Here is a 13768-nt window from a genome sequence, read left to right on the forward strand (position 1 = left end):
GTGTGGCGAAGCCGAGGATGATTTCCCGAACCCGCCCAGCTGAAGCAGGCAGGCCAGGAAAATCAAACGCGCGCAAAGTGGACGTGCGTGCGAGGTGTAACTGAATCAGATAATGCGACCCAGCGTCTGACGCAGATGCGCGCCCGCGCCCAGCAGGCCAGGCTGATCGTGCGTGATCATATAGACCGGTATGCTGGCAACATAGTCACGAAAGCGGCCTTTGTCTTCGAAAGCGGCACGGAAACCTGACGCCTTAAAGAACTCCAGGAAACGTGGCACGATGCCACCCGCAATGTAGACGCCACCAAAAGTGCCGAGGTTCAATGCCAGATTGCCACCGAAACGGCCCATGATGACGCAGAACATCGACAGCGCACGACGGCAGTCGATGCAGCTATCATCCAGCGCACGCTGGCTGACATCTTTTGGCTTCAGGTTTTCCGGCACACGATTATCGACTTTAACAATCGCACGATAGAGGTTAACCAGACCGGCACCGGACAGGATACGTTCTGCTGAAACATGGCCCAGCTCCTCACGCAGCACTTCCAGAATCTGATCTTCTTCTTCGCTGTTAGCGGCGAAATCGACATGACCGCCCTCACCTGGCAGGCTGACCCAGCGTTTGTCCACGTGCACCAGATGGCTGACGCCTAATCCGGTACCGGCACCATAAATCGCGATAGGCTTGTCTCTCACCGGGGCTGTGCCGCCAAACTGAATCACGTTGTCGGCGGTCAGCATCGGAATCGCCATGGATACCGCAGTGAAGTCGTTAATGATTTCCAGGTGTTCAAAACCGATGTTCTCTTTGAGCTTGCGCGTAGAAAACGCCCAGTCATGGTTGGTCATTTCAACCCAGTCATCGGTAATCGGGCAGGCGATAGCGATACAGCCATCCTTAACATCCTGCTGTTGTTCATCAAGATAGTGGCGGATGACGGCTTCGAGGCTGTCGTATTCTGATGTTGAGAATGTTTTGGCCTGGGTGATGCTGCCGCTTTCCACCTCACACAGGGCGAGGCGTGCGTTAGTACCGCCGACATCGCCGACCAAGGCATAGGTTGTCATTCTTCTGTTGCTCCGCTTGGGGTCTTAAGAGTTGGAGGACACTATAAATTTCTGCCCATAAAACAACAACGCTCACCGGTGCGATTGGTGAGCGTCTTACTCAGGTGTGCTACAGCCTAACCGCGATAGTCCACCCTGCACAGCGGCAACTATCTGAATCTTAGCCGCCGTTGCGTTGATTCAGGCAGGCGGTGACTTTTCGTAACAGTGGCGGCAAATCCTCTTTCTGCATGACCACCTCAACCAGGGACAGCCATTGAGGTGCGGAAAGTCGCGCCATCACCTCGTCTAACTGCACCGTTTCACTGATGCGCCAGCTCTGCGACTGGCCCTGCAGACTCAGTGCGTGCGGTAAGGCCGTCCAGTTCCACTGAGCAATATCATTATAACGCTGTGTTGCGCCATGAATGGCCCGTTCGACGGTATAGCCTTCATTATTCAGCAAAAAGAGTGTCAGTCGCTGCTCATCCCGCAGCATTGAACCCAGTTCCTGAATCGTTAGCTGTGCCGAACCGTCGCCGATAATCAGGATAACCCGGCGATCGGGTTCAGCGGTCTGTGCGCCAAACGCTGCCGGAAGAGTATAGCCGATTGATCCCCACAATGGCTGAACCACCAGCTGCGCCTGCGAGGGCAGTCGCAACGCAGCGGCACCAAAAGCGGCTGTCCCCTGTTCCGCCAGAATCAGGTCACCGGGTTGCAGAAAAGCCTGCATCGCCTGCCAGAAAGCCTGCTGACTGATCACGGCGGCCGGTTCAGCCGGTTGCACGGCAGAGGGTGCTATGGCGGGCTGCCACTGCTGGCCGTAGTGTTCAAACAGCGGTTGCAGCTCGCTCAGCGCATCCGCCATCGACAGCGGTGCAAAATGCTCACCGCCCACGCTGGCGCTGAAGGGTTGCAGATCGATCAGTCGCTCAGGCGCAAACTGCTGCGTAAATCCTGCTGTAATCGTGTCAGTGAAACGCACCCCGACGCAGATCGCCACATCCACCAGCTCAATCTGTCCGCACACCTGACTCGCACTGGCTTCACCGGCATAAGTCCCCACATAACCCGGCTGCTGCTCGTCCAGTACGCCTTTGCCCATCAGCAGGCTGGCGCAGGGAATCGCACTCTTTTCACGCAGCGCGGCCAGGGCAGATTGCTGCTGCCAGCGCAGCGCCAGAAAATCGGCCAGCAGTGAAACGCGCTCTGCCGGTGCCAGCAATTGCTCCGCCGCGTCGCGGAAAGCGCGGCGCGCAGCGGGCGAAGAGGATTGATGACGGTTCAGGGGCTGAACAGGTGGCTGCACCTCAATGGCTGCCACGTCAACGGCCAGCGACAGATAGCCGGGACGACGGGCCTGTAACGCGTGCTCTATTACCCTGTCAATTTCAGCAGTTGCATTGTCGGCAGTAAGTTGCGCCGTTGCGGCACTGACTTCGGCAGCCATGCGTATGAAATGCCGGAAATCGCCATCGCCCAGCGAATGGTGGACACAGTCACCCTGTAATTGCGCTGAAGTCGCTGGCGCGCCAACGATATGGATCACCGGCAGATACTCGGCAAAACTGCCTGCAATGCCATTAATCGCACTGAGTTCGCCAACACCAAAAGTCGTTAACAGCGCGCCAGCACCGTTGCAGCGTGCGTAACCGTCCGCCGCATAAGCGGCATTAAGCTCATTGGCACAGCCAACCCAGCTGATTTCCGGATGGTCGATAACGCAGTCAAGAAACTGCAGGTTATAGTCGCCCGGCACGCCAAACAGATGCTTTATACCCATCTCCTGCAGACGGGTCAGCAGGTAGTCTCCAACAGTGAATGTGGACATTGCGCAATCCTTTCAGGGAAGAGTTGGGTTAAGTATCTGACAGCCGATGAAATTAGCGAGGAGTGCCACGCTTTCCGCCAGCCACAATGGCTGGAAAGCCGTCGTTACGCTGGCGGAATATTCTGTAAAAACGCGATCTGCTGCGCGCTGTCACTGAGTGTAACCGTATACACTGATAGACTTTTGGCACATATCCCCGTTTTTACTCAGGAGCTCTGAATGTCCTCTTTCCCCCATCCCGATCGCTATCAACAGATGGAATACCGTCGCAGCGGCCGCAGCGGCATTAAACTGCCCGCCATTTCGCTGGGACTATGGCACAACTTTGGTGACAGCACCCGGGTCGATAACAGTCGTGAGCTGCTGCGTCATGCGTTTGACCTTGGCATCACCCATTTCGACTTAGCGAATAACTACGGCCCGCCACCGGGCTCAGCGGAGGAGAATTTCGGGCGTATTCTGCGGGAAGATTTTCGTGCCCATCGTGATGAGCTGATTATCTCCACTAAAGCGGGCTATACCATGTGGCAGGGGCCGTATGGCGACTGGGGTTCGCGCAAGTATCTGGTTGCCAGCCTGGATCAGAGCCTGAAGCGCATGGGGCTGGAGTATGTGGATATTTTCTATCATCACCGCCCCGATCCGGAAACGCCGCTGGAAGAAACCATGCGCGCGCTGGATCATGTGGTGCGCCAGGGCAAAGCGCTTTACGCTGCCCTTTCTAATTATCCGGCCGATCTTGCTGCCAGGGCAATTGCTATCCTGCGCGATCTCGGCACGCCTTGTCTGATCCACCAGCCGCGCTATTCGATGTTTGAGCGAACGCCTGAACAGGGATTGATTCAGACGCTGGGTGATGAGGGCGTCGGCTGTATTGCCTTCTCGCCGCTGGCGGGCGGCGTGCTCACCGATCGCTATCTGCAGGGCATTCCGGAAGATTCGCGTGCGGCCAGCGGCAGCAAATTCCTGACGGAGAATCAGTTGACGGATGAGAAGATGGAGAAGGTCCGAAAGCTGAACGTGATTGCGCAGCAGCGTGAGCAGAAGCTGGCGCAGATGGCGCTGGCGTGGGTGCTGCGCGATGATCGCGTCACCTCCGTGCTGATAGGGGCCAGTAAAACGGCCCAGATCGATGACGCGGTGGCCATGCTCGCCCGACGTCAGTTCAGCGACACGGAGTTAGCGGCGATTGACGCGGCCCTGCTGTAATTTTTCCCTGCCCGGCGCAGGCCGGGTGTTTTCTCGCCAGAATAGTCTCAATCCCCTTTCTCTCCCCAATTTCCTCACAATCTTCCGACACAATGATGCGGTAACGACAGCATTACGCAGGCATAATCACTGCGCCGCAACAGCATCAGACTGTTGATGAGGAGAATATAATGAAAAGAGCTCTTATTTTTGCTGCCCTGCTGGCGGTGTTGTCGCCGCTGGCAAACCACACAGCTGAGGCCTCCAGTGCCTCTATTACTCTGGCCCCCGGCGTTACGCTGAATCTGGGTGATCGCGACAATCGTGGTTATTACTGGGATGGCGGTCGCTGGCGTGAACCGCGCTGGTGGAATGATCGTTATTCCTATAACGAACGCCGCTGGTGGCGACACGAAGAGTGGCGTCGTCAGCAGCAGTGGGAGCGTGAACGTCGCTGGCATGAGCGCGACCGTGAGCGCCGCTGGGAACATCAGCATCGCCGCGATCGTGACTGGGCTCGTCATGACCGTCGCGGGCCAGGCCCGCGTGGTTTTGGGCCTGGTGGTCCCGATCATCACGGACACGATCGCCACTAACAAAAAACGCCCGGCAAATGACGGGCGTTTTTTTGTTTCCAGAAACCCTTACAGCCCCAGCGCTTCGCCCACCAGCAGGTAAAGATTCAGCGCAATGACCAGCAACACGATCAGTCGTCCGGTGTTCTGCATCAGGCGCGAGTTCACCATATCATCGCCCATCAGCTCGCGGTTGCCGGTAAAGGAGAGCAGCGGAATCAGCGCCAGCGCAATACCGAAGCTCAGCAGCACCTGACTCATCACCAGCACCTTTGTTGGATCCCATCCTGCCCAGATAACAATAAAGGAAGGCAGCATGGTGACAGTTCGCCGCACCCAGAGCGGAATATGGAAACGGATAAAGCCCTGCATCACCACCTGTCCCGCCAGCGTGCCGACCACCGTTGAGGAGAGTCCGGCAGCCACCAGGCTCAGACCAAATACCGTCGCCGCCGCCTGACCTAACAACGGCTGCAGCGTCAGATAGGCCTGGTCAAGCTCAGCGATTTTGCTGTGGCCGCTGAAGTGGAAGGCCGCCGCCGCGGTAGCCATCATCGCCAGGTTAACGAATCCGGCGATGGTCATGGCAATCGCCACATCCAGTTTGGTTGAAGAGTAACGCTGGCCTTTGCTGTCCTCACTTTTGCCCTGCGTCAGTGCGGAGTGCAGATAGATTACGTGCGGCATAATGGTCGCGCCCAGCACACCGGCTGCCAGGAAAACGGCATCCGACGTCGGTAGCGCGGGCAGCGCCATGCCGACCACCAGCTCTTTGACATTGGGCTGAGAAAAGAAGAGTTCGACGATATAGGCCGCCGCCACAAACAGTAGCAGTCCGCCAATTACCAGCTCCAGCGGTTTCTGACCGCGGCTCTGTAACATCAATATCAGGAACGTGGCGATGCCGGTCAGCACCGCGCCCTGCATCAGTGAGATACCGAGCAACAGCTTGAAGCCCAGCGCCGCGCCGATAAACTCCGCAAGGTCGGTGGCCATCGCAATAATTTCTGCCTGCACCCAGTAAAACCAGACGGCGGGACGAGGAAAGCGATCGCGGATATGCTCGGCGAGATTTTTGCCGGTGGCGATACCCAGCTTAGCGGACATCAGCTGGATCAGCATGGCCATGATGTTGGCCCACACCACCACCCACAGCAATTTGTAGCCGTAAGCAGCGCCCGCCTGAATGTTGGTCGCAAAATTGCCCGGATCGATATAGCCGATAGCGGCAATAAAGGCGGGGCCCAGCAGTGCGAGTTTGACTTTTCTGACTCCGCGAGCGGCGCGCTCGGCGGTACGACTTTCAAACATATCCGGTACCCTGTCTGAACATTTGCCTGCCCCGCCAGCTTAGGGGTTAGCATGTGCAAGTGAAATTCGTTTATTGTTATCGGTGTAATAGATGCTGCTATAAAGTATAGCCATTGCTATATCTTACAGTAAAGGAGGTGATTGCTAAAAATGTGAGCAATAGTGTCACTCTACGCCCCGTGTAAAATATAGACAATAATTATGTGGTTATCTGGCGTGAATAATTTGTAAACAGGACGTGATCTCTGGAACTTTTCTGGAAAATATAGCGATAGCGAATACTTATATTGTGGTTCAGATCTCGTTTTTAAGTAACGCGTTACATAGAATACGCAACAAAATACAACCCTCCTCAAATTTGGAGCAACCATGTCCCATATTTTGCAATTTCTTTTAGCACTGGTGGTGGTCGGGATACTCTCCTTGCTGGTCAGTCACGATCGTAAAAGCATTCGCATTCGCTACATTATACAGCTACTGGTGATTGAAATTGTGCTCGCCTGGTTCTTCCTGAACTCAGAAGCGGGACTGGGTTTCGTCAAAGGCTTCGCGGGCTTCTTCGATCATCTGTTGAAGTATGCGGCTCAGGGAACCAACTTTGTCTTCGGCAACATGAGCGACAAAGGTCTGGCCTTCTTCTTCCTCAACGTACTGTGCCCAATCGTCTTTATCTCTGCCCTGATCGGTATTCTGCAGCACTTCCGTATCCTGCCGTGGGTGATCCGCGGTATCGGTACCGTGCTGTCGAAAGTGAATGGCATGGGAAAACTGGAATCTTTCAACGCCGTGAGTTCTCTGATACTGGGGCAGTCAGAAAACTTCATCGCCTATAAAGATATCCTGGGCAAGATGTCACAGCGCCGCATGTACACCATGGCCGCTACCGCAATGTCCACCGTTTCGATGTCTATCGTCGGCGCCTACATGACGATGCTGCAGCCAAAATATGTGGTCGCTGCACTGGTGCTCAACATGTTCAGTACCTTTATCGTGCTGTCGCTGATCAACCCGTACCGTGTTGAGAACGAAGAAGATCTGCAGCTGCAGGATCTGCATAAAGGTCAGAGCTTCTTCGAGATGCTGGGCGAATATATCCTGGCCGGTTTCCGCGTCGCGATTATTGTCGCCGCCATGCTGATTGGCTTTATCGCGCTGATTTCAGGCCTGAATGCGCTGTTTGATCTGATCTTCGGCATCAGCTTCCAGGGCGTTCTCGGCTTTGTCTTCTATCCGTTTGCCTGGATGATGGGTGTGCCTTCTGGCGAAGCGCTGCGGGTCGGCAGCATTATGGCGACCAAGCTGGTATCGAATGAGTTTGTAGCCATGATGGATCTGCAGAAAATCGCGGGTCAGTTGTCGCCAAATTCAGAAGGTATTCTGTCCGTGTTCCTGGTGTCATTCGCCAACTTCTCTTCAATCGGCATCGTGGCCGGTGCGATTAAAGGTCTGAACGAAGAGCAGGGTAACGTGGTTTCCCGCTTTGGCCTGAAGCTGCTGTACGGCTCTACGCTGGTCAGCGTACTCTCCGCCGCTATCGCCGGTCTGGTTCTGGCGTTCTGATACGGTTCTGAGCAATAAAGGGCGAGCCTGGCTCGCCCTTTTCATTTTGCGCCATCCCTGCTCAGCTTCCGCTGATTCGCCCTTTCCGCTTTGCCTCTTCTTTTACATGCCTGCTTCCACTGCACACCCTGGTCACGTCTGGAGTTAACCCATGCGCGACGGACAGCACAATGTCCCGCCAGGGGTGCTGGAGGCGTTACAGAAGGTATTGCCAGTAAATAGCGTGCGCAGCAGCGTAATGTAAATCGCAATGAATATAGATTCGCAGGAAAAGACGAGTTAAAGATAAATCGGAAAGAAGTTTGACTGCAACGTGTCAGAAAATGGTGGAGATAAGCGGGATCGAACCGCTGACCTCTTGCATGCCATGCAAGCGCTCTCCCAGCTGAGCTATACCCCCACATCTGGAATCGTTTTTCAGTGCCAAACTTCTGGGAAGAAGTTTGGTGGAGCTAAGCGGGATCGAACCGCTGACCTCCTGCATGCCATGCAGGCGCTCTCCCAGCTGAGCTATAGCCCCGAACCGAAAAACTGTCGCGTTAAGCGACGGACGGCATAATATGAAACCGCCTCCGGGGTGTCAACGGCAAAATGACATTCTCTGTTTGATCGCTGAAAAAGGCGGCAACCTGCGAAGTTTCAGCAGCATGCCGCAGCTGAAAATCATGTCTGTCCCAGCAGGGCCGTTTTTTAACTGTTATTCAGTCTGCCGTCAGGTTAATTCCCGGTTAAATATGTTATAGGAATTTTCTTGTCTTCGTCTTTTTCGCGTGCAAAACTTAGCCCGCTAATTTAGTGGTCACCGGGACCCTCTCCCGCACACCACGCGTCCACCAGGCGTTATCGTCCCATTAATCATAAAAAAACTATTGAGATACTATGTCGCTGCATACACCTAAAGAAATCGCACAACTGGCGATCCAGTCAGGCGTGGCAAAAAGCCGTGCGCCTGTCAGCATCCTTCTGATTCTCGGCTTCATGGCGGGCGCATTTATTGCGACCGGCTTCCTGCTGGATCTTCACGTGATAAACACCCTGCCCGCTGAGTGGGGCTCGTTTGGTGGCCTGTTAGGTGCCGCTGTCTTCCCTGTAGGTATCATCATGACCGTGCTGGCAGGGGGTGAGCTGCTGACCGGTAATATGATGACCCTGCCGGTAGCCTGGTTCGCCCGCCGCATCAGCTTTATGAGCGTGGCGCGGAACTGGTTCTGGGTGACTCTGGCAAACTTCCTCGGCAGCGTGGCTGTCGCCTGGTTCTTTGGCCATATGCTGGGCATGACCGAAGGCGATTACCTGAAAAAGACCGTTGCGATTGCCTCTGCAAAAGTCCATGCCGATTTCCTGCACGCCTTTATTTCAGGCATTGGCTGTAACTGGCTGGTGTGTCTGGCGGTGTGGCTGGCGTTTGCCAGTAAAGATGTGGTCGGCAAGATCTTCGGCATGTGGTTCCCGGTGATGGCGTTTGTTGCCATTGGCTTCCAGCACGTTGTCGCCAACATGTTTATCATCCCGGCCGCCATTTTTGCCGGTCAGATGAGCTGGGCAGAGTATCTGCCTAACTTTGTTGCCGTCTTCCTAGGCAATGCCGTGGGCGGTGCCGTCTTCGTTGGCCTGGCCTACTTCCTTGCCTTCCGCCCTGCCGCAGAACCTGCCAGCAACCCGCAGTAATCCTGTTTTGCCTTTTGTCAAAAGACAAAAGGCAATTTCAGCTTCAGTTACTTTCCCCCGTTACGTTTTGCTGTAATATGTACCGCTAATGTATTTAACAGGGATAGCATCGTGAAAAAGGAATGGCTTACTCCCGAAGAGCTGGCTGCAGAAACGGGTTACAGTCGGCAAACGGTGAATAAATGGATCAAGCGAGAGAACTGGACAACCACGCCAAAGCCCGGTGTACAAGGCGGTAAGGCGCGTCTGATTCATATTGATGAACGCGTAAAAAGTTTTATTCAGTCGACACGTAATCTCAACGAGCCCGCAGCGACCTATGGTGCAGTGGCGAATTCTTTACCTGCGTTATTGATAAGTTCCATCCAGCAAATGAGTCAGGATGAACAGGATCAGTTCACCGCGTTAATCTTACGTGAAGGGATTAAGGGCGTAATGCAGCGTCTGGGAATTGGTGAAGAGTAAAGAAACCGGAAGCGTGACGCTTCCGGCTAAGTTTATTAAGCCTGTGCTTCCCGCTCACTGATAAAGGCCAGAGCCTGCTCAATACGTGCCACACTGCGGCTGCGTCCAATCGCTTCAACAGTGACGTCCAGACCCGGTGACTGACCGGCGCCGGTCACCGCCACACGCAGCGGCATGCCGACTTTACCCATCCCCACTTCCAGCTCATCGGCGGTGCTCTGAATCGCCTGATGGACGTTTTCAGCGTTCCACTCAGTGATTGCGGCCAGCTTATCGCGCACCACTTCCAGCGGCTGACGCGCCACCGGACGAAGATGTTTCTTCGCGGCATCAGCATCAAACTCTGCAAAATCTTCATAGAAGTAGCGACAGGACGCCGCCATCTCTTTCAGCGTTTTGCAGCGCTCGCCCAGCAGGCTAACCAGTTTCGCCAGTTCAGGCCCGGTGCGGGTATCAATTTTCTGCTCTTCAATATGCCACTGCAGATGCGTCGCCACATATTCTGGCGGCAGCGTATTGATGTAGTGATGATTCAGCCACTGCAGCTTCTCGGTGTTGAACGCACTGGCAGACTTGCTGACAGCGTCCAGAGTAAACAGCTCAGTCATTTCAGGCACGCTGAAAATTTCCTGATCGCCATGTGACCAGCCCAGACGAACCAGGTAGTTGAGCAACGCTTCTGGCAGATAGCCATCATCACGATACTGCATTACCCCTACCGCGCCATGACGCTTGGAGAGTTTTTTGCCATCATCGCCCAGGATCATCGAAACATGGGCATAGACCGGAACCTGTGCGCCAATGGCTTTGAGAATGTTGATCTGACGCGGTGTGTTGTTGATGTGGTCTTCACCGCGAATAACGTGCGTGATGCCCATATCCCAGTCATCCACCACGACGCAGAAGTTATAGGTTGGCGAACCATCGGTACGGCGGATAATCAGATCATCCAGTTCCTGGTTGCTGAACTCAATCGGACCACGGATCTGGTCGTCGAAGATGACCGATCCTTCCTGCGGGTTGCGGAAGCGCACCACACACGGCTCGTCATCGGCATGATGTTCATGGCTGTCACGGCAGCGGCCGTCGTAACGCGGCTTTTCGTTGTTGGCCATCTGCTCTTCACGCAGGGCTTCCAGACGCTCTTTAGAGCAGTAGCATTTGTAAGCCGTGCCCGCTTCCAGCATTTCATCAATGACCGCGTTGTAGCGATCAAAACGTTTAGTCTGGTAGTAAGGGCCTTCGTTCCAGTCCAGACTGAGCCAGTTCATGCCATCCATGATGGCTTCGATAGCTTCCGGCGTGGAGCGTTCCAGATCGGTATCTTCAATACGCAGCACAAACTCGCCCTGGTTATGACGGGCAAAGAGCCAGGAGTAAAGTGCGGTACGGGCGCCACCGACATGCAGATAGCCGGTCGGGCTGGGCGCGAAGCGTGTTTTGATTTTCATTGAGTATTGCCTTAGATGCGCGGGTTCTCTGTCTGGATGACAAAAAACAGGTTAGACGCGAAAAAACAGTGGGCACATTCTAGCATCTGACGGTGAATCCTCAATGCATGCACGCCGGTTGCCCTCCGGGAAAAGGGGCTTTTCTGCCAGTAAAACCAGCACATTGACTAAAAGCGCTACAGGATGTTTAAAAATAAACCGAACGCACATTTATGTTTTAAAAAGCGTTGACTCAAAATCAACTATCCCTATAATGCGACTCCACACAGCGGGGGTGATTAGCTCAGTTGGTAGAGCATCTCCCTTACAAGGAGGGGGTCGGCGGTTCGAACCCGTCATCACCCACCACTCTTAACAGGGTGCCCGCAGTGAACAGGTATGAAGATATGGGTGATTAGCTCAGTTGGTAGAGCATCTCCCTTACAAGGAGGGGGTCGGCGGTTCGAACCCGTCATCACCCACCATATCTTGCCTGTTAGCAGTATCGAAGTACGAAGTGGGTGATTAGCTCAGTTGGTAGAGCATCTCCCTTACAAGGAGGGGGTCGGCGGTTCGAACCCGTCATCACCCACCACTTCGGGTCGTTAGCTCAGTTGGTAGAGCAGTTGACTTTTAATCAATTGGTCGCAGGTTCGAATCCTGCACGACCCACCAATTCAGAATAAAGCGCCTTTGGGGCGCTTTTTTCGTTTCCGGGGCACGGACTCTACCGTGCAGGATGAGAACCTGCTGCAGGTTCGACTGAATCGCCCGGTGATTCAGGCTGATGCGACAGCATCACCCGGAGGGCGAGGACCAGGATGGGCCGAGGCTATCCTGCACGACCCACCCATTCAGAATAAAGCGCCTTTGGGGCGCTTTTTTCGTTTCCGGGGCACGGACTTCACTGTGCAGGATGAGAACCTGCTGCAGGTTCGACTGAATCGCCCGGTGATTCAGGCTGATGCGACAGCATCACCCGGAGGGCGAGGCCCAGGATGGGCCGAGGCTATCCTGCACGACCTACCCATTCAGAATAAAGCGCCTTTTAGGCGCTTTTTTCGTTTCCGGGGCACGGACTCTACTGTGCAGGATGAGAACCTGCTGCAGGTTCGACTGAATCGTCCGGCGATTCAGGCTGATGCGACAGCATCACTTGGAGGGCGAGGCCCACTATGGGCCGAGGCTATCCTGCACGACCCACCCATTCAGAATAAAGCGCCTTTTGGGCGCTTTTTTCGTTTCTGCTGCACTGACATTGGCTTCTTAAATAAGCGCCTGCCTTTTCGAAACCTTAACAATCTACGCTCTCAAGTCGTTTCGCAGCGTGCCGATAACGCATGTGACCACTTACAGGGAGAAAATGATGTCTTCAATTTCCGGAATTTTAAGCAGTGCGGTCAGTAGCGGTGACAGCGGCGGCGGCAGTGTGGCCTCGCAGGTTGCGGCACTGAATAAACAGATTCAGGGTGTGTTAACGCAGGTTAAGGAGCTGGCTGACAATAAAGAACTGACTGACGAACAGAAGTCTGAGATGCAGCAGATGTACCAGTCACAAATCACCATGCTGCAGGCACAGATTGCGCAACTGGAACAGAAACAGGCTGAGCAGGATCAGCCAAAAAGTGACAGTTCGCCCGTCAGTGAGATCAAAGCGGACGGGATTAACCGCCCAACCGATACTAACAAAGTTGACGTTTATATCTAAAACGCCGGTTTAACCGCGCGTTGTTGCGCCAGCAGCATCGCCTGCTGGCGTACCTCCTGCCAGATCGCTTCGGCAGCCGGGGTCAGCGAGCGGTTTTTACGTTTAATTAGCGTCAGGCTACGATTAATTTCCGGATAGAGACGCCGCACCGTGAGGGCGCGATCCGCTGGTAAGGGTAACGCGAGCGCAGGCAGAATACTGATGCCGATTCCCACCTGTACCATCGGGAACAGCGTGGCGGGATGACCAATCTCCTGCACGACTTCAGCCCTGATATTCTGCTGCTGCATTGCCGCATCAATCAAAACCCGACTGCCTGAAGCGTAATCCTGCAATACCATCGTGCGACCATCGAGCATCGCCCATTCAGCCCTTTCCACTTTCGCCAGCGGATCATCTTCGCGACATAACAGCAGGAAAGGCTCATCCAGAATCGCGATGCTATCGAAATCGCTGTCGCTGAGCGGCCCAATCACGATGCCGAAATCGACTTCGGCGTTACGCACACTTTGCAGCACCCATTGCTGGGCGCGATCGTGAAGAATCACTTTGATATCGGGAAAATGGTGCTGGCTGGCGGCCAGACATTGCGGCATCAGATGCGCGGAAATGGTCTGGCTGGCTGCCACTCTGACCGTTCCACTGCGCTGCTCGCCAAAACTTCGGATGTCCAGTAGCGTGGTATGAATCTCCTCCAGCAGGCGCTCCATGCGTGACGCCAGCTGTTTTCCCGCCTCTGTCAGCATCACCTCCCGGGTGGTTCTGTCCAGCAACCGCACGCCGGTTTCGGCTTCCAGCTCTTTAATACTGTGGCTGACTGCCGACTGGCTCAGGCCTATCGCCTGCCCTGCCTGACTGAAGCCACCATAGTGGGCCACAGCAATAAACGTTCGCAGCTGACGCAGGGTATAATTCATCGATTTCGCTCATAGATTAATTCAATAAATCAATTTTATTTCTAAAACTACTTGCCGCACAA

Annotated in this window: 11 protein-coding genes, 6 tRNA genes and 2 other RNA genes; 12 read left to right on the top strand and 7 right to left on the bottom strand. The window is 54.6% G+C overall.

Features of this window, described 5'->3' with window-relative positions:
• Positions 1-105: 105 nt before the first annotated feature.
• Both glk and ipdC read right to left on the bottom strand, forming a co-directional pair.
• On the bottom strand, positions 106-1071 hold the full coding sequence (gene glk / locus AC6I8E_RS13220) for a glucokinase (protein ID WP_497824087.1): 966 nt from the start codon (positions 1069-1071) through the stop codon (positions 106-108).
• Between the two features lie 160 nt (positions 1072-1231).
• Positions 1232-2884 carry an indolepyruvate decarboxylase gene (gene ipdC, locus AC6I8E_RS13225; RefSeq protein ID WP_497824088.1) on the bottom strand — a complete coding sequence of 551 codons (1653 nt, stop codon included), beginning with the start codon at positions 2882-2884 and terminating at the stop codon, positions 1232-1234.
• Positions 2885-3103: 219 nt separating this feature from the next.
• On the opposite strand from ipdC, the gene mgrA reads away from it, so the two are divergent.
• The gene (mgrA, locus tag AC6I8E_RS13230) at positions 3104-4093 is read left to right on the top strand and encodes an L-glyceraldehyde 3-phosphate reductase (RefSeq protein WP_013358643.1); all 990 of its coding nucleotides are present in this window, start codon (positions 3104-3106) and stop codon (positions 4091-4093) included.
• A 170-nt stretch (positions 4094-4263) separates the two neighbouring features.
• Positions 4264-4668, top strand: coding sequence for a DUF2502 domain-containing protein (locus AC6I8E_RS13235; protein ID WP_497824089.1), 405 nt, complete (start codon positions 4264-4266; stop codon positions 4666-4668).
• A 48-nt stretch (positions 4669-4716) separates the two neighbouring features.
• Here the strand turns inward: AC6I8E_RS13235 and AC6I8E_RS13240 are convergent, their stop codons facing one another.
• A complete protein-coding gene (locus AC6I8E_RS13240) occupies positions 4717-5958 on the bottom strand; it encodes an Nramp family divalent metal transporter (RefSeq protein ID WP_013358645.1) in 1242 nt (413 codons plus the stop codon).
• 369 nt (positions 5959-6327) lie between these two features.
• On the opposite strand from AC6I8E_RS13240, the gene AC6I8E_RS13245 reads away from it, so the two are divergent.
• Positions 6328-7518: a NupC/NupG family nucleoside CNT transporter gene (locus tag AC6I8E_RS13245; protein WP_497824090.1), complete on the top strand. Its 1191-nt coding sequence runs from the start codon at positions 6328-6330 to the stop codon at positions 7516-7518.
• 324 nt (positions 7519-7842) lie between these two features.
• Here the strand turns inward: AC6I8E_RS13245 and AC6I8E_RS13250 are convergent.
• Positions 7843-7918 (bottom strand) — tRNA-Ala (locus AC6I8E_RS13250).
• Positions 7919-7962: 44 nt separating this feature from the next.
• Positions 7963-8038 (bottom strand) — tRNA-Ala (locus AC6I8E_RS13255).
• 359 nt (positions 8039-8397) lie between these two features.
• Between AC6I8E_RS13255 and AC6I8E_RS13260 the strand changes: the two genes are divergently transcribed.
• Positions 8398-9186: a formate/nitrite transporter family protein gene (locus tag AC6I8E_RS13260; protein WP_013358647.1), complete on the top strand. Its 789-nt coding sequence runs from the start codon at positions 8398-8400 to the stop codon at positions 9184-9186.
• Between the two features lie 111 nt (positions 9187-9297).
• On the top strand, positions 9298-9651 hold the full coding sequence (locus AC6I8E_RS13265; RefSeq protein ID WP_013358648.1) for a YfeC-like transcriptional regulator: 354 nt from the start codon (positions 9298-9300) through the stop codon (positions 9649-9651).
• Between the two features lie 35 nt (positions 9652-9686).
• Here the strand turns inward: AC6I8E_RS13265 and gltX are convergent, their stop codons facing one another.
• Entirely contained in the window at positions 9687-11102 is a 1416-nt protein-coding gene (gene gltX / locus AC6I8E_RS13270) for a glutamate--tRNA ligase (protein ID WP_013358649.1), read from the bottom strand.
• Positions 11103-11374: 272 nt separating this feature from the next.
• On the opposite strand from gltX, the gene AC6I8E_RS13275 reads away from it, so the two are divergent.
• The 7 genes from AC6I8E_RS13275 (at position 11375) to AC6I8E_RS13305 (ending at position 12789) form a co-directional block, all read left to right on the top strand.
• Positions 11375-11450: transfer RNA gene (locus AC6I8E_RS13275), tRNA-Val, on the top strand.
• Between the two features lie 40 nt (positions 11451-11490).
• Positions 11491-11566: transfer RNA gene (locus tag AC6I8E_RS13280), tRNA-Val, on the top strand.
• A 34-nt stretch (positions 11567-11600) separates the two neighbouring features.
• Positions 11601-11676 (top strand) — tRNA-Val (locus AC6I8E_RS13285).
• A gap of 4 nt (positions 11677-11680) precedes the next feature.
• Positions 11681-11756: transfer RNA gene (locus tag AC6I8E_RS13290), tRNA-Lys, on the top strand.
• Between the two features lie 43 nt (positions 11757-11799).
• Positions 11800-11933: non-coding RNA, RtT sRNA (locus tag AC6I8E_RS13295), on the top strand.
• 43 nt (positions 11934-11976) lie between these two features.
• Positions 11977-12110: non-coding RNA, RtT sRNA (locus AC6I8E_RS13300), on the top strand.
• A 337-nt stretch (positions 12111-12447) separates the two neighbouring features.
• A complete protein-coding gene (locus AC6I8E_RS13305) occupies positions 12448-12789 on the top strand; it encodes a FlxA-like family protein (RefSeq protein ID WP_013358650.1) in 342 nt (113 codons plus the stop codon).
• On the opposite strand, the gene AC6I8E_RS13310 is transcribed toward AC6I8E_RS13305, so the two are convergent.
• Positions 12786-13706, bottom strand: coding sequence for a LysR family transcriptional regulator (locus AC6I8E_RS13310; RefSeq protein WP_013358651.1), 921 nt, complete (start codon positions 13704-13706; stop codon positions 12786-12788). The two genes, AC6I8E_RS13305 and AC6I8E_RS13310, sit on opposite strands and share 4 nt — an antisense overlap.
• Between the last annotated feature and the right edge of the window lie 62 nt (positions 13707-13768).

The organism is Pantoea sp. X-Soil-YNGN-785, assembly GCF_059730585.1.